Source organism: Leisingera sp. NJS201 (assembly GCF_004535885.1).
Classification (GTDB): domain Bacteria; phylum Pseudomonadota; class Alphaproteobacteria; order Rhodobacterales; family Rhodobacteraceae; genus Leisingera.
On the sequence record NZ_CP038234.1, the window covers coordinates 2,057,516 to 2,075,629 of the forward strand.

Sequence of the window (18,114 nt, forward strand, 5' to 3'; positions counted from 1 at the left end):
TGGCCAAAGAAAAAGGCGCGCTGTAACGCGCGCCTTTGGGGCTTTCTGTCCGGACAGGATCAATCCTTGCCGCGGTAGGGCTCCACATATTGCAGCGCCATGTCCCAGGGGAAGAAAATCCAGGTGTCCTGGCTGACTTCGGTGATGAAAGTGTCCACCATCGGCCGGCCCTTGGGCTTGGCATAGACGGTGGCAAAATGCGCCTTGGGGTACAGCTGACGCACCAGATCCAGGGTTTTGCCGCTGTCGACCAGATCGTCGATAATCAGGATGCCTTCGCCATCGCCCATCAGATCTGCATCGGGTGCCTTCAGCACTTCGGCCTCACCCTGGGACTGGTGGTGGTAGGACCGCACCGAGATGGTATCGACGGTGCGGATGTCCAGCTCGCGGCTGACAATCATAGCCGGCGCCATGCCGCCGCGGGTGATTGCCACGACTGCGCGCCATGCGCCATCATCAGGGCCTTGCCCGTCCAGCCGCCAAGCCAGGGCGCGGCTGTCGCGGTGGATCTGGTCCCAGCTGATGTGAAAGCCTTTTTCGTGCGGCAGACGATCGGTCATGTTACTTGCTCCCCGCAAAGTCGCGTCAGCTTGCAGAAACCCAGGATGCCCCTGGGTTTCTTTCTGTATTCAGTTACTTGGAGATATCCGGTGCATCCACCGCCTTCATGCCCACCACGTGATAGCCGGCATCGACATGCAGGTTCTCGCCGGTCACGCCGGAGCTGAGGTCGGACAGAAGGTAAAGCGCGGATTTGCCGACGTCATCAGTGGTCACGTTGCGGCGCAGCGGCGAATTGTATTCGTTCCACTTCATTATGTAGCGGAAATCGCCGATGCCGGAGGCGGCCAGGGTCTTGATCGGGCCGGCCGAGATCGCGTTGACGCGGATGCCGTCCTTGCCCAGATCCTCGGCCAGGTATTTGACCGAAGCTTCCAGTGCTGCCTTGGCCACACCCATCACATTATAGTGCGGCATCACCTGCTCGGCACCGTAATAGGTCAGGGTCAGCAGCGAGCCGCCCTCGCTCATCATCTTCTCAGCGCGGTTTGCCACCGCGGTGAAAGAGAAGACCGAGATGTCCATGGTCATCTGGAAATTGCTGCGGCTGGTGTCGACATAGCGGCCGCGCAGCTCGTTCTTGTCGGAAAAGCCGATGGCGTGGACAACAAAGTCCAGCTTGCCCCATTTGGCTTCCAGACCGGCGAATAAGGCGTCAATGGACGCTTCGTCCGAGACGTCGCACGGCAGCACGATATCGCTGCCCAGCTGCGCCGCCAGCGGGGCGACCCGCTTTTTCAGTGCGTCGCCCTGATATGAAAAGGCAAGCTCGGCGCCAGCATCGGCGCAGGCCTTGGCAATCCCCCAAGCGATGGATTTGTCATTGGCCAGGCCCATGATGAGGCCGCGCTTGCCGGCCATCAGGTGATTAGACATGCAGGTTCTCCGCCTGTGATCTGTGAATTAGAGGGTGTTTAGTATGCCGCGCGGGCCGCTTCAAGGGTGCACGCCCTTGTCGCGGGGCAGGAAGCTGCATAGGTTGCAGCGAAATCCGCAAAGAGGTGCCCGATGTCCGACCGTACAGGTATATTTGCAGGTGACGATCCGTTTGCCATCGCCCGGTCCTGGCTGGGAGAGGCGGAACAGGCCGAACCCAACGATCCCAACGCCATTGCCCTGGCCACGGTGGATGAGACCGGATTGCCGAACAGCCGCATGGTTCTGCTCAAGGAAATCGAAGACGGCGCCTTTGTATTCTACACCAATTACGAGAGCGCCAAGGCGCAGGAGCTGGATCAGGCCGGCAAGGCCGCCTTTGTGGTGCATTGGAAATCGCTGCGCCGCCAGATCCGGGTGCGCGGCACCATCACCCGCGAAGACGGGCCGCAGGCGGATGAATACTACAAGTCCCGCTCGCTCAAGAGCCGGCTGGGGGCCTGGGCCTCAAAGCAGTCACAGCCGCTGGACAGCCGCGGCACGCTGATGGCCGAGGTGGCAAAGGTCACAGCCATGAAGGGTCCGAACCCGGACCGTCCGCCGTTCTGGGGCGGTTTCCGCCTGGTTCCGGTTGAGATAGAATTTTGGGCAGATGGCGCATTCCGGCTGCATGACCGGTTTCGCTGGCGCCGCAAGAACGCAGCTGCAGAATGGGAAATCCTGCGGCTCAATCCTTGAGCGGAAGCGGCAATGGCTTACCTTGGGTCAAGAGTAATTTCATGACAATTTCTAGACTTTTTAGCTTGAAATCCAAGGTCAGAATCGCGCATCAGGGCACCATCAAAATAAAAAAAACGCGGTAGGGAAAAGTACGTGGCAGAAGATCTGAGCAGCTTGCAGCAAATCCAGGGGCTGGTGAAGTGGTTCGATCCGGCCAAAGGATACGGATTTGTCGTATCTGACGAGGGCGGCGCGGATATTCTGCTCCACGTGAATGTACTGCGTAATTTCGGCCAAAGCTCTGTCGCGGATGGCGCCAGGATCGAGATTGTAACCCATCAGACCGACCGCGGTGTCCAGGCCGTTGAAGTGGTCTCTATTCAGCCGCCCGAACGTGATGACACCCCGGTGCTGAGCGATTTTGCCGAACTGGACATGACCAGCCTGCAGAACGAACCGCTGGAGCCTGCCCGGGTCAAATGGTTCGACAAGGGCAAAGGGTTCGGTTTTGCCAATGTCTTTGGCCGCGGCGAGGATGTTTTCCTGCATGTCGAAGTGCTGCGGCAGTCCGGGCTGGCGGATCTGCAGCCGGGGGAAGCTTTGGCAATGCGGGTGATCGACGGCAAACGCGGCCGCATGGCGGTTGAAGTGCTGGCCTGGGAGGCTGCAATGCTCCCCGGCGACGAGGACTGAGGTCTTGATGCGGCGCCTGCTTCAGTGGAGCTTGGGCGCCTGCATGACATTTGCCGCCGGCACCGCGCTGGCGTCCGGCTGCCAGCTTGCACAGGCCGATCTTCGCGGCGACTGGGGGCAGGCGGGATTTACCGTTGAAATTGCCGGTACAGAGGCGGAGCGTGCCCAGGGGCTGATGTTCCGCGAAGACCTGCCGCGCGGGGCAGGGATGCTGTTTGTCTATGACAGCCCGCAGCCTGCGGCGTTCTGGATGAAGAATACTCTGATCCCGCTCGATATCATTTTTCTGAATGAACACGGGTTGGTGACCTCGGTTCACGAGAACGCCGTGCCTGGCGATCTGACCCCGATTCCCGGGGGTGACGCTGTCTTTGCGGTGCTGGAAATCAACGGCGGGCTTGCCCGCAAATACGGTATCGCGGCAGGCTCGCAGATGCGCCACGAAGTTTTTTCCCGCAACGGTGCAGTTTGGCCCTGTTAGGGGTTTTCAAATCAGTTTGGCAGAGATAGGAAGGCGCACGGTCCGGGGCGTGGCGCAGTCTGGTAGCGCACCTGTTTTGGGTACAGGGGGTCGTGAGTTCGAATCTCGCCGCCCCGACCATACTTCTTCAATAAATGCAGCGAATCTTTGCCGGGTAAAACCCAGGGCAAAGATTCGTTTCCCGTATTTGGTGAACTGAACCTACGCAGTTCAATCGGGGGTGTTAGGACTTTCTTAATGCACTGTTAAGACACCCTTAACCAATTGCCGCTGAGCCGCATCAGAAGGTTAATCGGAGACCGGCTGTCCTAAGGTCCGTGGCAGGAAGCCAAAAGAAAATCGCTTCTAACCTGTGCGCCCCGTTGTCAGCCAGTGCAGCTGCATGGTTTTACACACCCATCACCTTTGGCCGGTACGGCCGCTGTCCTTCTGCAAGGCAGCAAGTCACTCACCCGTCAAAGGAAATCCGAACAGGCAGCAGCGCAGTCCGAAGACATTGAACGGGACAGGGCCTGTGGATGAATCAACGCCCCGCCGCAGACCCTGCAATCCGCGGAAACCGTCAACAGCAAAGATAGTTGCCAAAGTGTAAATTTGCCGTTGACCCTTAGTGTCCGAATACGCCAAATTGTGGACACCGGTTGCGATGGCACTAGATCTGGTGGGTGACAGAGCCGAAGCAACAACGCTGAAAACAGCAGACAGTCCTGTGAGAATGGCCGGCGAGGGCCGCAAGCGCGCTATTTGCGGCGCGCGCCGGGTGTTTGTGTATTCCGTGACCGGATCTGACTGGCGCTTGGGGGCGCCGCGGCAAATAGACGACGAATGCTTGAAAAGGGGCTGAGCATGAAGATCGAACGGAAGTTCACCAAACCCGGACAGGATGCCTATGCTGATCTGGCCTTTATCTCGGCCACATCGGAGATCCGCAATCCGGACGGGACCATTGTTTTCCGGCTCGACAACATCGAAATTCCCGCATCCTGGAGCCAGGTCGCCAGTGATGTCATTGCGCAGAAGTATTTCCGCAAGGCCGGCGTGCCGTCGCGGCTGAAGAAAGTCCGCGAAAAAGGCGTTCCTGAGTTCCTGTGGCGCTCGGTCCCTGCAGACGGCGCAGTGCTGGGCGGGGAAACCTCCTCCAAGCAGGTGTTCGACCGTCTGGCCGGCGCCTGGGCCTATTGGGGTTGGAAGGGCGGCTATTTCTCCTCCGAGGAGGACGCCCGGGCCTATTACGACGAGATGCGTTTCATGCTGGCAACCCAGCGCTCCGCCCCCAATTCCCCCCAGTGGTTCAACACCGGCCTGCATTGGGCCTATGGCATCGACGGCCCGGCCCAGGGCCATCACTATGTCGACTACAAGACCGGCAAGCTGACCAAATCCGACAGCGCCTATGAGCACCCCCAGCCGCACGCCTGTTTCATCCAGTCGGTTTCGGATGATCTGGTCAAGGACGGCGGCATCATGGACCTGTGGGTGCGCGAGGCGCGCCTGTTCAAATACGGTTCCGGCACCGGCACCAATTTCAGCCATCTGCGCGCCGAAGGCGAGCCGCTGTCCGGCGGCGGCAAGTCTTCGGGCCTGATGGGCTTCCTGAAAATCGGCGACCGCGCGGCCGGCGCTATCAAATCAGGCGGCACAACCCGTCGGGCAGCAAAAATGGTGATCGTCGATGCCGATCACCCGGACATCGAGCAGTTCATCGAATGGAAGGTGCTGGAAGAACAGAAAGTCGCTTCCATCGTCGCCGGCTCTAAGATGCACGAGAAGATGCTGAACGGTATTTTCGAGGCCATCCGCAGCTGGGACGGCGGTGAAGCGGATGCTTATGACCCGGCGGTCAACACCGGGCTGAAATCGGCCATCCGCGAGGCCAAGAAAGTGGCAATCCCGGAAACCTACATCAAGCGGGTGCTGGATTACGCCAAGCAGGGCCATACCTCGATCGAGTTCCCGACCTATGACACCGACTGGGATTCTGAGGCCTACAGCTCCGTCTCCGGGCAGAACTCCAACAACTCGATCCGGGTCACCAACGCCTTCCTGCACGCGGTTGAAAAAGACGCTGACTGGCAGCTGATCAACCGCACCGACGGCAAGGTCGCCAAAACCGTTAAGGCCCGCGAGTTGTGGGAGAAGGTCGGCCATGCGGCCTGGGCCTGCGCTGATCCGGGCATCCAGTTCCACGACACCGTGAACGAGTGGCACACCTGCCCGGAAGACGGTGAAATCCGCGGCTCAAACCCGTGTTCGGAATACATGTTCCTGGACGACACCGCCTGCAATCTGGCGTCGCTGAACCTGCTGAGCTTCCTGAAGGACGGGCTGTTCCAGGCCGATGACTTCATGCATTCCTGCCGCCTGTGGACGCTGACGCTGGAAATCTCGGTGATGATGGCGCAGTTCCCGTCCAAGGAAATCGCGCAGCGCTCTTACGATTTCCGCACCCTCGGCCTGGGCTATGCCAATATCGGCGGCCTTTTGATGAACATGGGCTACAGCTATGACTCGGATGAGGGCAGGGCGCTTTGCGGTGCCTTGACCGCGCTGATGACCGGCGTGTCCTATGCCACCTCGGCCGAGATCGCCGCGGAACTGGGGCCGTTCCCGGGTTATGCAAAAAACTCAGACCACATGCTGCGTGTGATCCGCAATCACCGCAACGCTGCAATGGGCAACGCGGACGGCTACGAGGCGCTGTCGGTCACGCCGGTGCCACTGGACATTTCCAACTGCCCGGACGCGCTGCTGGCTGATCTGGCCGCCAGCGCCTGGGACGAGGCGTTGGCACTGGGTGAAAAGCACGGTTACCGCAACGCCCAGACCACGGTAATTGCGCCCACGGGCACCATTGGCCTGGTGATGGACTGCGACACGACGGGCATCGAGCCCGACTTTGCCCTGGTGAAGTTCAAAAAGCTGGCCGGCGGCGGCTACTTCAAAATCATCAACCGTTCGGTTCCTTCTGCACTGGAGGGCCTGGGCTACAGCTCTGCCCAGATTGAAGAAATCGCATCCTACGCAGTTGGCCATGGCTCTATCGGCAACGCGCCGGGCATCAACCACACCTCGCTGGCCGGCCACGGCTTTGGCCCCAATGAGCTGGCCAAGGTGGATGCCGCACTGGAATCGGCCTTTGACATCCGGTTCGTGTTCAACCAGTGGACCCTGGGCGAGGATTTCTGCACCGGCGTTCTGGGCATCCCGGCGCCCAAGCTGAATGATCCGACCTTCGACCTGCTGCGCCACCTGGGCTTTACCAAGGCGGATATTGACGCGGCCAACGACCATGTTTGCGGCACCATGACCCTGGAAGGCGCGCCGCATCTGCAAAAAGAACACTATGCGATCTTTGATTGCGCCAACCCCTGCGGTAAAAAAGGCAAGCGTTTCCTGAACGTTGACAGCCACATCACCATGATGGCAGCCGCCCAAAGCTTTATCTCGGGTGCGATCTCCAAAACCATTAACATGCCCAATGATGCCACCATCGAGGACTGTCAGAAGGCCTATGAGCTGAGCTGGAGCCTGGGGGTTAAAGCCAATGCGCTTTACCGTGACGGCTCCAAGCTGAGCCAGCCGCTGGCGGCTGCACTGGTTGAGGATGATGACGACGCGGCAGAAGTTCTGGAGAGCGGCGCGCCGCACGAGAAGGCCGCGGTACTTGCCGAAAAGATCGTCGAGAAAGTCATCATCAAGGAGGTGTTGAAATCGCACCGCACCAAGATGCCGCAGCGGCGCAAGGGATATACCCAGAAGGCAGTTGTCGGCGGTCACAAAGTCTATCTGCGGACCGGCGAATACGAGGACGGCAATCTTGGCGAAATCTTCATCGACATGCACAAGGAAGGCGCAGGCTTCCGGGCGATGATGAACAATTTCGCCATCGCGGTGTCGGTCGGCCTGCAATACGGCGTGCCGCTGGAAGAATTTGTCGACGCCTTCACCTTCACCAAGTTTGAGCCCGCCGGCATGGTCCAGGGCAATGACTCGATCAAGAACGCCACCTCGATCCTTGATTACGTGTTCCGTGAGCTGGCGGTGAGCTATCTGGACCGTACCGATCTGGCGCATGTGAAGCCGGAAGGCGCGACCTTTGATGATCTGGGCCGCGGCGAGGAAGAAGGCGTGTCCAACCTGACCGAGCTGAGTGAAACAGCGGCCTCGCGATCGCTGGAGGTGCTGAAGCAGATCTCCTCGACCGGTTACCTGCGCAAACGGCTGCCGCAGGAACTGGTGGTGCTGCAAGGCGGTCAGACCGAAGTGTCGGCACTGGGAACTGGAACTGATCCGGTTGCCGCGTTGCAATCGCTGGTGCCAGAGACCGGTGATGCACCTGTGCAGCCTGGCGGCGGGATGGATGCGCGCGTCAAGGCAAAAATGCAGGGCTACGAAGGCGAAGCCTGCGGCGAATGCGGCAACTACACGCTGGTCCGCAACGGCACCTGCATGAAGTGCAACACCTGCGGCGGAACCTCCGGCTGCAGCTGAAGAACACCGCCTGCGTCTCTGATTTTCCCTCGGTGACGCAGACGGATTCTGGAAGCAGTGATACTGCTTCCAGCGCTATCAGGAATGGGTGCGCCCGTTCTGAACACCGAGAAGGCCCAGGTAAGAAAACTTTCGGGCAGTCAATGAAGGAGCCTGACCGGTGATAACTGGCTTCCTCTGGTTTCAGAGGAAGCCATTTTCTTGACGGCGGGCGGGCTGCTTGCTGCTTTGCGGCCGCATAGATAATTCTGATAATGAGAATTATGTTTACTCTGGCAGTAGCAATCCTGCACGGCAGCTTTGCATTTGCGCAGCTTGCCTCAGCCACGCGCGCCCGCTATTAAATAAACAACTGTTCAATTCATCTGAGCGACGGGAGGCGCGGCTCATGGATTTCGCACTGACAGAAGAACAGCAGGCCATTTTCGACATGGCCCATGCATTCGGCCAGGACAACATCGCACCGCATTCCCGCCAGTGGGAAAAAGACGGCACCATCCCCAAATCCCTGTGGCCGCAATTGGCGGAACTGGGTTTTGGCGGGCTGTATGTGTCTGAGGAATACGGCGGTTCCGGCCTCTCGCGTCTGGATGCCACCCTGGTGTTCGAAGCACTGGCGATGGCGGACCCCGCCATTGGATCGTTCCTGTCGATCCACAATATGTGCGGCGGCATGATCGACAAGTTCGGCTCGGAAGAGACCAAGCAGAAATGGCTGCCCGCACTCTGCACGATGGAGAAGATCTTCTCCTATTGCCTGACCGAACCCGGTTCCGGCTCCGACGCCGCGGCCCTGAAAACCCGCGCCGAGCGCAGCAACGAGGGCTACATCCTGAACGGCACCAAGGCGTTCATCTCCGGCGGCTCCTACTCCGACGCCTATGTCGTGATGTGCCGCACCGGCGAGGATGGCCCCAAAGGCATCTCCACCGTGGTGGTCGAGGATGGCAACCCGGGCCTGTCGTTCGGCGCGCTGGAGGACAAGATGGGGTGGAAGGCGCAGCCCACCTCGCAGGTGCAGTTCGACGATTGCGCGATCCCCGCGGACAACCTGATCGGCGAGGAAGGCAAGGGCTTTTCCTACGCGATGGCAGGACTTGACGGCGGCCGTCTGAACATCTCAGCCGGCGCGCTTGGCGGCGCCCAGACAGCGCTGGACCAGACCGTGCAGTATATGTCCGAGCGCAAGGCCTTTGGTAAATCCATCAACCAGTTCCAGGCACTTCAGTTCCGGCTGGCGGAATATGAAACCCGCCTGCAGGCCGCCCGAACCTTCCTGCGCCAGGCGGCGTGGAAGCTGGACACCGGCGCCCACGACGCCTCCAAGTTCTGCGCCATGGCCAAGCTGATGGTCACCGACACTGCCTTTGACGTGGCCAACGGCTGCCTGCAGCTGCACGGCGGCTACGGGTATCTGGCGGACTACGGGGTTGAGAAGATCGTGCGCGACCTGCGGGTGCACCAGATCCTGGAGGGCACCAATGAAATCATGCGCCTGATCGTCGCCCGCCAGCTGATTGCCGCGTAAACTGCAGCCGACAAAATTACCCCGGCGCAACACCACGATGGAGCACCCAGGATGAGTGATATCCATATCCGCAAATCCGGCCAGGCCGGCCGCATCACCTTCACCCGCCCCAAGGCTCTGAACGCGATGAGCTATGAGATGTGCATGGCCATTGATGCAGCGATGCGGGAGTGGGCCAAGGATGACAGCATCAAGCTAGTGGTGATCGACGCCGAGGGCGGCAAGGCCTTTTGCGCCGGTGGCGACATTGCCGAGCTGTATGATACCGGCACCAAGGGCGACTACAGCTATGGCCGCACCTTCTGGCGCGATGAATACCGGCTGAACGCGCTGATTTTTGAATACAAGAAACCGGTGATCAGCTTCATGCAGGGCTTCACCATGGGCGGCGGCGTTGGCATCGGCTGCCATGGCACCCACCGGGTTGTGAATGAAACCAGCCAGATTGCCATGCCTGAGGTCGGCATCGGCCTGGTGCCGGATGTGGGCGGCTCCTTGATGCTGGCGCTGGCGCCGGATCATTTGGGCGAATACCTTGGCATGACCGCGGCCCGGATGGGCGCCGATGACGCGATCCTTGCGGGTTTTGCTGATTTTTTCATCCCGCAAGAGCAATGGCCCGCGTTGATATCCGCGCTGGAAGAAACCGGCGCCGCCAAACTGGTCGAGGACGCCGCCCTGCCCGCTCCGCAAGGAAAGCTGCGCCCGGCGCTGTCGGATATCTCCCGCCACTTCGCCAAGGACTCGCTGGAAGACATTCAAGCCAGCCTCCAGGCTGAGGACAGCGATTTTGCCGCCGCGACGCTGAAATCCCTCAGCCGCAATTCGCCGCTGTCGATGGCCTGCACGCTGGAAATGCTGCGCCGCCTGCGCGCGGATGGCCCTGCCATCCGCCGGGCGCTGGATCTGGAATACCGCTACACCTTCCGCGCCATGGAGCAGAGCGATTTCCTGGAGGGCATCCGGGCCCAGATCATTGACAAGGACCGCAATCCGAAATGGCAATATGCGGACCAGGCTGTACCTGCGCAGGCGATTGAAGACATGCTGGCGCCCTTGGGCGCAGATGCGCTGACATTTGAGGAGGACGTGCAATGAAAATCGGATTTATAGGACTGGGCAACATGGGCGGGCCGATGGCCGCCAACCTGGCCAAAGCAGGCCACGAGGTCACCGGTTTTGATATGGCCGATGTCAGCATCGAAGGCGTGACCATGGCCGCCTCCGGCCCCGAGGCCGTAGCAGGCGCCGACGCCGTCATCACCATGCTGCCCAACGGCGCCATCCTGCGCCTGGTCGCGGCTGAGATCATCCCGGCAATGACCAAAGGCGGCGCCTTCATCGACTGCTCCACCGTCGACGTGGACTCGGCCCGCGCGGTTGCCGAACAGGCCGACGCCGCAGGTCTTTTGTCCGTGGACGCCCCGGTCTCCGGCGGCATCGGCGGCGCGGCCGGCGGCACGCTCACCTTCATGGCCGGCGGCTCGGCTGATGCCTTTGCCGCCGCCGAACCGCTGTTTGATATCATGGGTCAAAAGGCTGTGCATTGCGGCGAGGCCGGCGCCGGTCAGGCGGCCAAGATCTGCAACAACATGATCCTCGGCGTGACGATGATTGCCACCTGCGAGGCCTTTGCGCTGGCCGACAAGCTGGGTCTTGACCGGCAGAAGATGTTCGATGTGGTCTCCACCTCCTCCGGCTACAGCTGGACCATGAACGCCTATTGCCCGGCGCCCGGTGTCGGCCCGGCTTCGCCCGCTGACAACAATTACCAGCCCGGATTTGCGGCTGAGCTGATGCTGAAGGACCTGGGCCTTAGCCAGCAAGCCGCCGCCAGCGCCGACGCCGACACGCCGATGGGGGAACTGGCCATGGCGCTGTACAAGAAATTCGTCGAGGACGAAGACGGCAAAGGCATGGATTTTTCTGCCATGCTGCCGCGGTTCGAGACACGCAGCCGCGACGGCTGAGGCTTGCCTCCTCAAACGCAGGCTTTGAACAAATGACCTGTCAGGCGGCCTGTTCCGGGCCGCCTCTTGTGCCCGGCGTTTTTAAAATACCTTTAAAATTCGAGTAAACTCCAGGATTTCGGCACCAGCCCGCCACAGTTCTGTCTCAGTTCCCCAGCATTCCGGTAAGCGATCGTAAATTCTCGCACACCCGGAGGCGCGCTGTCTGTTATGGCCACGGCAACGGAACTGAACATCAACTCCTCTGCAACCGCCACCCAGATGGCAGAGGAAATCTTTGGCGACGGCGTTACGGTTGAAAGTGCCAGCTACAGCGGCGACAGCCTGTCATCGGGCATCTACACTGGCGCTGATACAACCACACCAGGCGTAGCACCTGCAGATTCCGGCGTGATCCTGTCGACAGGTTACGCCCGCGACTTTACCAACAGCGACGGCAGCACCAACACAAACGTCCGCGGCAACACCAGCACCAATACCACCGGCGCCAACAACGACGCGGATTTCAACGCCCTCGCCGGTGCCGCCACCCGCGATGCCTCTTTCCTGGAAATCGACTTCACCCCGGACGGCGACCTGCTGACCATCGACTTTGTGCTGTCCTCCGAGGAATACCCCGAATTCGCCAATTCGCAATACAATGACGTGGTCGGCGTATGGGTGAATGGAGTAGAGGCCCAGGTCTCCATCGGCAACGGCACCGCGTCGATCGGCAATATCAACGATGGCACCGAAAACGTCTATGTCGACAACACCGGCGACCAGTTCAACACCGAAATGGACGGGTTCACAATCACCCTGACCTTTGTCGCTCCGGTGAATGCAGGGGAGATCAACACCCTCAAGATCGGCGTCGCCGATACTGTAGACAGCAGCTATGACACCAACCTGCTGATTGCCGGCGGCTCAGTGCAGACAGCGGTGGTCGCGCAGGATGACCAGGAAGATATCGCGATCAACAAGACCCGTGTGGTGGATGTACTGGAAAACGACACCACCACCGGCGGCACGCTGACCATCACCCATATCAATGGCCAGGAAGTGTTCGCAAATGATACCGTCACCCTGGCAACCGGACAGCAGATCACTCTGAACGCCGACGGCACCTTGACCGTCGTCACCGATGGCGACCTGGAAACCGTCTATTTCAACTACACTGCAGACAACGGTCTGGGCAACTCCGACACCGGCCTGGTCGAGATCAACCAGACGGTTCCCTGCTTCCTGCGCGGCACCCTGATCCGGGTGCCCGGCGGTGAAATCCCGGTCGAGGACCTGCGCCCCGGCATGGAGGTTCTTACCTACGACAACGGCCCGCAGCCCCTGCAATGGACCGGCAGCCGCCGCATCGCCTGCACGCCCGGGACCGCTCCGATCCGCTTTGCCAAAGGCAGCTGCGGCAACAGCCGCGACCTATATGTGTCGCCGCAGCACCGGATGCTGGTTTCCGGCAGCCGCGCCGAGCTGCTGTTCGGCGAGGGTGAGGTTCTGGTCAAGGCCAAGGACCTGGTGAACGACAGCACCATCCGCCCGGCGCTGGAGATGCAGGAAGCGCAGTATGTCCACCTGCTGTTCGGCCGCCACCAGATTCTCTGGGCCGACGGCGCCCTCAGCGAAAGCTACCAGCCCGGCCCGCAAACAGCGGCAGGATTTGACGCTGGCACCTTGGCGGAAATCCGCGAATTGTTCCCGGAACTCTGCGCTGAAACCGGCCGCGGGTACGGAAATGCGGCGCGGCTGGCCCTGCGCAGCCATGAAGCGCGGGTTCTTGCCGCTGCGTAACCGGCTGCAGGCGGGCCGCCGCCGCCGGCTTTACCGCCCTCTTGGATTTTGCGCCTGGCCCGTTATGTCAATGGCGACCAGGAAAGGACCCGCCGTAAATGGTACGCCGTTATTTTGTTTCCATCATTGTTCTCGCCGCCACTTGTGCAGTGGCTATTCCGCTTGCTGCAGGCAATGGCATCGGACATGGCAAGTCGGACCAGGCAGGCTTGCACTGCCCGGCAGGCCTGGCCAAGACCTCATCGCATTGCGTGCCGCCGGACCATGCCAAGAAGTTCTACCGCCGCGGCGACCATATTCTGGATGAGTACATCTGGATCGGGTCTCCAGGCGAATGGGCACCGGACCCATTTGGCAGCTATGTTCAGGCCGGCGGCTATGTCTATCAGGTGAACCGCGAGACCCAGAAAGTGCTGCGCCTGATCGGTGCAGAGGCGGACCTGGCGAACTGACCGGCCGCACTCCTGCTAGCGGCCGCCCATAGCGGCCATCGTCTCCCGCGTGGCCTCATCAGCCGGAAACAGCATTTCGATCCGCAGCTCCGCCATCGCCAGATCCCCTGTGCCGCCGAACTGGGTAATGGTGGAAAAGAATGACAGCACCTGCCCGCCCATCCGGTAGCGGGCCGGGATCACCGCGGGCAGCTCCCCCTCAGGTGCGCAGCCCGAGGCCGCCACAATCCGCTGCAGCCGCTCTACCGCCTGTTCCAGGACCGGATCCTCGCCGAAATGGGCCAGCTCGGTTCTAAGCCGGGCCAGGCTCAGCCGTTCAACATCCTGCAGGTTCTCCAGCACTTCCCGCAGACCGGCGTTCTCCAGCAGAGCCTCAATCAGGCTGCAGCCCGCACTGATCCCAACGCCTTCAAGCATTAGGGCCGCAGGCCGGTTCAGGCGCAATAGCCGCCAATGCCGGTCGATCATCAGCGCCGGATACGGCTCATGCGCGATCATCATCTGTTCAGCGGCCTGCTTCAGCGGCGCCAATTCCGCATCGTTCAGATTCCTCCGGGCAAAGGCAGGTGCCAGACCGGCAGCCGCCAGCAGCTGATTGCGCGCCCCGCCCGGCACCTGCAGTTCATCGCTTAAGCGCAGCACCATGCCGCGGCTGGGCCGCGACCTTCCGCTCTCCAGAAAGGACAGATGCCGCGCTGAGACCCCGGTCTCCAGCGCCAGCTCCATCTGGCTCATCCGCCGCAGCCCGCGCCATTTCTTCAGAACCGCGCCGAAACCTTCTGCCATGAGCTGTCTCCTTTTCCCGCAGCATAGACAGGCACAATCAGAAGTTCACTTACCTCCAAGGTAATTGTTCCGCTTCCGTGCCTGACTGCATTCTGCGCGCAGACATTATCAGGAGCTTTCAATGACCCATTCAGCTGCAATCCGCATGCTCAAAACCGTCTCGATACTCGCCGCCGCCTTCGGGCTGGCTATGGTACTGGCGCTGGCCACCCCGCTCGGCACTGCACTAAGCCTGTTCATCGATCTCGCCTTTCTGCCGGTGGATGGCGCTCAGGCGCTTACCCCCGGCGCGGCCGCCCTGATGACCGCCATCAGCGGCGGGCTGATGTGCGGCTTCTGCGTGATGATCTATCTGGTGACAGAGCATATCTACAGCACCAACCCGGCTCTTGGCCGCCGCCTGCTGTTCCCGGCGCTGCTGGCCTGGTACGTGCCCGACAGCCTCGGCTCCCTCGCTGCGGGCGCCTGGTTCAACGTGGTGATGAACACGCTCTTCCTGCTGCTGTTCCTGGTGCCGCTGATGCTGGCCCGCCCCGCCGCCGCGCAAACTGCATGAAAAAAGAGGGCGAAACCGCCCCCTTTCATCTTTCCAGAAATACTCCGGGGTGAATTGGCCAAAGGCCAAGAGGGGCAGCGCCCCTTTTCCATCAAAGGTGAGGGGCAGAGCCCTTCTTCCATCAAACGTGCGGGGCAGTGCCCTGCCCTACTCCGCCGCCACCTTCCGTGCCGCCAGAATGTCCTTCAGGTACCGCCCGGTGTGGCTGCGCGGCTCATCCGCCACTGTCTCGGGGGTACCCGCCGCGACAATCTCGCCGCCGCCATCGCCGCCCTCGGGACCGATGTCGATGATCCAGTCGGAGGTCTTGACCACATCCAGATTATGCTCAATCACCACCACCGAATTGCCCTGCTCCACCAGCTCGTGCAGCACTTCCAGCAACTTCTTCACATCCTCGAAATGTAGGCCTGTTGTGGGCTCATCCAGAATGTACAGCGTCCGCCCGGTCGAGCGTTTTGACAGTTCCTTTGACAGTTTCACCCGCTGCGCCTCGCCGCCGGACAGCGTTGTCGCCTGCTGACCCACCTTGATATAGCCCAGGCCCACCCGCATCAGCGCGTCCATCTTGTCGCGGATCGACGGCACCGCCTGAAAAAACTCCTGCGCGTCTTCCACCGTCATATCCAGCACATCGGCAATGCTCTTGCCCTTGAACTTGATCTCCAGCGTCTCGCGGTTATAGCGCGCGCCCTTGCAGGTTTCGCAGGTCACATAGACGTCGGGCAGGAAATGCATCTCGATCTTGATGACACCATCGCCCTGGCAGGCCTCGCAGCGGCCGCCCTTGACGTTGAAGGAAAAGCGCCCGGGCTTGTAGCCGCGCGTCTTGGCTTCCGGCAGACCGGCAAACCAGTCGCGGATCGGCGTAAAGGCACCGGTATAGGTCGCCGGGTTCGACCGCGGCGTGCGGCCGATCGGGCGCTGGTCGATGTCGATCACCTTGTCCAGATGCTCCAGCCCTTTGATGCTTTCGCAGGGCGCCGGGGTCTGGCGCGCACCGTTCAGCCGCATTGAGGCGGTCTTGAACAGCGTCTCAATCGTCAGCGTCGACTTGCCGCCGCCGGAGACGCCGGTCACGCAGACAAACTTGCCCAGCGGAAACTCTGCCGTCACTTCTTTCAGGTTGTTGCCGGTAGCTTTCACCACCTTGATCTTCTTCTTGTTGCCCTTGCGCCGCTTGGGCGGCACCGCAATCTCACGGGTGCCGGACAGATACTGCCCAGTGATCGAGCCGGTGTCCGCAGCAACCGCACCCGGTGTGCCGTGGCTTACAACTTCACCGCCATGCACCCCGGCGCCGGGGCCGATGTCGAACACATAATCCGCCTGCCGGATCATATCCTCGTCGTGTTCCACCACAATCACCGTATTGCCCTGATCGCGCAGGTTTTTCAGGGTGCCGATCAGCCGGTCATTATCACGTTGGTGCAACCCGATGGAGGGTTCATCCAGCACATAGAGCACGCCCGTAAGGCCTGAGCCAATCTGCGACGCCAGCCGGATCCGCTGGCTCTCGCCGCCGGACAGCGTGCCGGAGTTACGGCTGAGCGACAGGTATTCCAGCCCGACATTATTCAGGAACCCCAGCCGCTCGCGGATCTCCTTCACAATAGCACGGGCGATCTCCTGTTTCTGCTGGGTCAGATGGTTCGGCACATCCTCGATCCAGGCCAGCGCCTCGCGGATCGACAGCTGCACCACCTGACCGGCATGCACGCCGGCAATCTTCACCGCCAGCGCCTCGGCGCGCAGCCGGTAACCCTCGCAATGGTGGCAATGGCGGTTGTTCTGATAACGTTCGAACTCCTCGCGGATCCAGTTGGAATCGGTCTCGCGGTAACGCCGCTCCATGTTGGGGATCACACCCTCGAACGTGCGTTCGACCTGATAAACCCGCCCGCCCTCGTCATAGCGGAACATGATCTCTTCCTCGCCGGAACCATACAGGAACACCTTCTGCACCTTCTCCGGCAGGTCCTTCCAGACAGTGTTCTTGTCGAACTGGTAATGCTTGGCAATGGCCTCAATGGTTTGCAGGAAATAGGGCGACTTGCCCTTGCGCCAGGGTGCCAGCGCGCCGTCATAGACCTTCAGGGACTGGTCCGGCACCACCAGGCGTTCGTCAAAGAACAGCTCAACCCCCAGACCATCGCATTCCGGGCAGGCCCCGAACGGCGCGTTGAAGGAAAACAGCCGCGGCTCGATCTCCGGAATGGTGAAACCGCTGACCGGGCAGGCAAAATTCTCACTGAAGGTAATCCGCTCCGGATCGCCCTCCTTGGGCGCGGTTTCCAGAATGGCGATACCATCCGCCAGATCCAGCGCGGTGCGCAAGCTGTCGGCCAGCCGGGTCTCCATACCTTCCCGCACCACCAGCCGGTCGACCACAACGTCGATGTCATGGCGGAACTTCTTGTCCAGCGTTGGCGGCTCGTCCAGCTCATAGAACTCGCCGTCGACCTTCACCCGCTGGAAACCCTGCTTGCGCAGCTCCAGGAATTCCTTCTTGTATTCACCCTTGCGGTCGCGGACGATCGGCGCCAGCAGATAGCCGCGGGTGCCGTCCTCCATCTCCATGATCCGGTCGACCATGTCCTGCACCTGCTGCGCCTCAATCGGCTTGCCGGTGGCCGGGGAATAGGGCGTGCCTGCGCGGGCAAACAGCAGCCGAAGATAGTCATAAATCTCGGTCACCGTGCCAACGGTTGAGCGCGGGTTCTTCGATGTCGTCTTCTGCTCAATTGAAATCGCCGGAGACAGGCCGCTGATGTGGTCCACATCCGGCTTTTCCATCATGTCCAGGAACTGGCGGGCATAGGCCGACAAGCTCTCGACATAACGGCGCTGGCCCTCGGCATAGATGGTGTCAAACGCCAGGCTGGATTTGCCCGAACCGCTAAGGCCTGTGATCACCACCAGCTCATCGCGCGGAATATCCACATCGATGCTCTTCAGATTATGCTCGCGCGCGCCGCGTACTTCGATGGATTTCAGCTCAGCCATAATGCCCCCGTGCCCGCGCCTGCCAAACCAGCGGCAAACGCCCGCCATACAAATAGGGAATGCACCGGGAAACGCCAAGCCCCAAAAGAGAACATATCACGAACAGGACAAAACTTGCTGACAGCAGCTGGCAGCAGGCTGCGCCGGCCCCGGATCAAACCGGAAAACACGCGTTTTCCGGCCCGGATTTCAACCGGAATCCGGCGCGC

General features: G+C 60.9%; 14 protein-coding genes and 1 tRNA gene. 11 read left to right on the forward strand and 4 right to left on the reverse strand.

The window, feature by feature from the left end; genetic code table 11:
• Window positions 1–59 precede the first annotated feature (59 nt).
• A complete protein-coding gene (gene gpt / locus ETW23_RS10145; RefSeq protein ID WP_129370934.1) occupies window positions 60–563 on the reverse strand; it encodes a xanthine phosphoribosyltransferase in 504 nt (167 codons plus the stop codon).
• A gap of 73 nt (window positions 564–636) precedes the next feature.
• Window positions 637–1,440, reverse strand: coding sequence for an enoyl-ACP reductase FabI (gene fabI, locus ETW23_RS10150; RefSeq protein ID WP_129370933.1), 804 nt, complete (start codon window positions 1,438–1,440; stop codon window positions 637–639).
• Between the two features lie 132 nt (window positions 1,441–1,572).
• Here fabI and pdxH point away from each other — a divergent pair, with 132 nt between their 5' ends.
• The 10 genes from pdxH to ETW23_RS10200 all read left to right on the forward strand — a co-directional run bounded on the left by pdxH (window position 1,573) and on the right by ETW23_RS10200 (window position 13,557).
• Window positions 1,573–2,178, forward strand: a complete 606-nt coding sequence (gene pdxH / locus ETW23_RS10155) for a pyridoxamine 5'-phosphate oxidase (RefSeq protein ID WP_129370932.1) — start codon at window positions 1,573–1,575, stop codon at window positions 2,176–2,178.
• Window positions 2,179–2,313: 135 nt separating this feature from the next.
• A complete protein-coding gene (locus ETW23_RS10160) occupies window positions 2,314–2,853 on the forward strand; it encodes a cold-shock protein (protein WP_134829917.1) in 540 nt (179 codons plus the stop codon).
• Between the two features lie 43 nt (window positions 2,854–2,896).
• The gene (locus tag ETW23_RS10165) at window positions 2,897–3,334 is read left to right on the forward strand and encodes a DUF192 domain-containing protein (protein ID WP_205877398.1); all 438 of its coding nucleotides are present in this window, start codon (window positions 2,897–2,899) and stop codon (window positions 3,332–3,334) included.
• 43 nt (window positions 3,335–3,377) lie between these two features.
• A tRNA-Pro gene (locus tag ETW23_RS10170) sits at window positions 3,378–3,454 on the forward strand.
• A 726-nt stretch (window positions 3,455–4,180) separates the two neighbouring features.
• Entirely contained in the window at window positions 4,181–7,825 is a 3,645-nt protein-coding gene (locus tag ETW23_RS10175; protein ID WP_134829918.1) for a vitamin B12-dependent ribonucleotide reductase, read from the forward strand.
• A gap of 388 nt (window positions 7,826–8,213) precedes the next feature.
• Window positions 8,214–9,353 (forward strand): acyl-CoA dehydrogenase family protein, encoded by a 1,140-nt coding sequence (locus ETW23_RS10180; RefSeq protein WP_129370976.1) that lies wholly within the window; start codon window positions 8,214–8,216, stop codon window positions 9,351–9,353.
• Between the two features lie 51 nt (window positions 9,354–9,404).
• On the forward strand, window positions 9,405–10,451 hold the full coding sequence (locus ETW23_RS10185) for an enoyl-CoA hydratase/isomerase family protein (RefSeq protein ID WP_134829919.1): 1,047 nt from the start codon (window positions 9,405–9,407) through the stop codon (window positions 10,449–10,451).
• Window positions 10,448–11,323, forward strand: a complete 876-nt coding sequence (gene mmsB, locus ETW23_RS10190; protein WP_134829920.1) for a 3-hydroxyisobutyrate dehydrogenase — start codon at window positions 10,448–10,450, stop codon at window positions 11,321–11,323. Before ETW23_RS10185 ends, mmsB begins: the two co-directional genes overlap by 4 nt.
• 210 nt (window positions 11,324–11,533) lie before the next feature.
• A complete protein-coding gene (locus ETW23_RS10195) occupies window positions 11,534–13,105 on the forward strand; it encodes a Hint domain-containing protein (protein WP_129370979.1) in 1,572 nt (523 codons plus the stop codon).
• Window positions 13,106–13,203: 98 nt separating this feature from the next.
• Window positions 13,204–13,557 (forward strand): hypothetical protein, encoded by a 354-nt coding sequence (locus tag ETW23_RS10200; RefSeq protein ID WP_129370980.1) that lies wholly within the window; start codon window positions 13,204–13,206, stop codon window positions 13,555–13,557.
• Window positions 13,558–13,572: 15 nt separating this feature from the next.
• Here the strand turns inward: ETW23_RS10200 and ETW23_RS10205 are convergent, their stop codons facing one another.
• The gene (locus tag ETW23_RS10205) at window positions 13,573–14,343 is read right to left on the reverse strand and encodes a helix-turn-helix domain-containing protein (RefSeq protein WP_134829921.1); all 771 of its coding nucleotides are present in this window, start codon (window positions 14,341–14,343) and stop codon (window positions 13,573–13,575) included.
• Window positions 14,344–14,464: 121 nt separating this feature from the next.
• On the opposite strand from ETW23_RS10205, the gene ETW23_RS10210 reads away from it, so the two are divergent.
• Complete coding sequence (locus ETW23_RS10210) at window positions 14,465–14,899, forward strand: excinuclease ABC subunit A (RefSeq protein WP_134829922.1); 435 nt, start codon at window positions 14,465–14,467, stop codon at window positions 14,897–14,899.
• 147 nt (window positions 14,900–15,046) lie between these two features.
• Here the strand turns inward: ETW23_RS10210 and uvrA are convergent, their stop codons facing one another.
• The gene (gene uvrA, locus ETW23_RS10215; protein WP_134829923.1) at window positions 15,047–17,905 is read right to left on the reverse strand and encodes an excinuclease ABC subunit UvrA; all 2,859 of its coding nucleotides are present in this window, start codon (window positions 17,903–17,905) and stop codon (window positions 15,047–15,049) included.
• Window positions 17,906–18,114 lie beyond the last annotated feature (209 nt).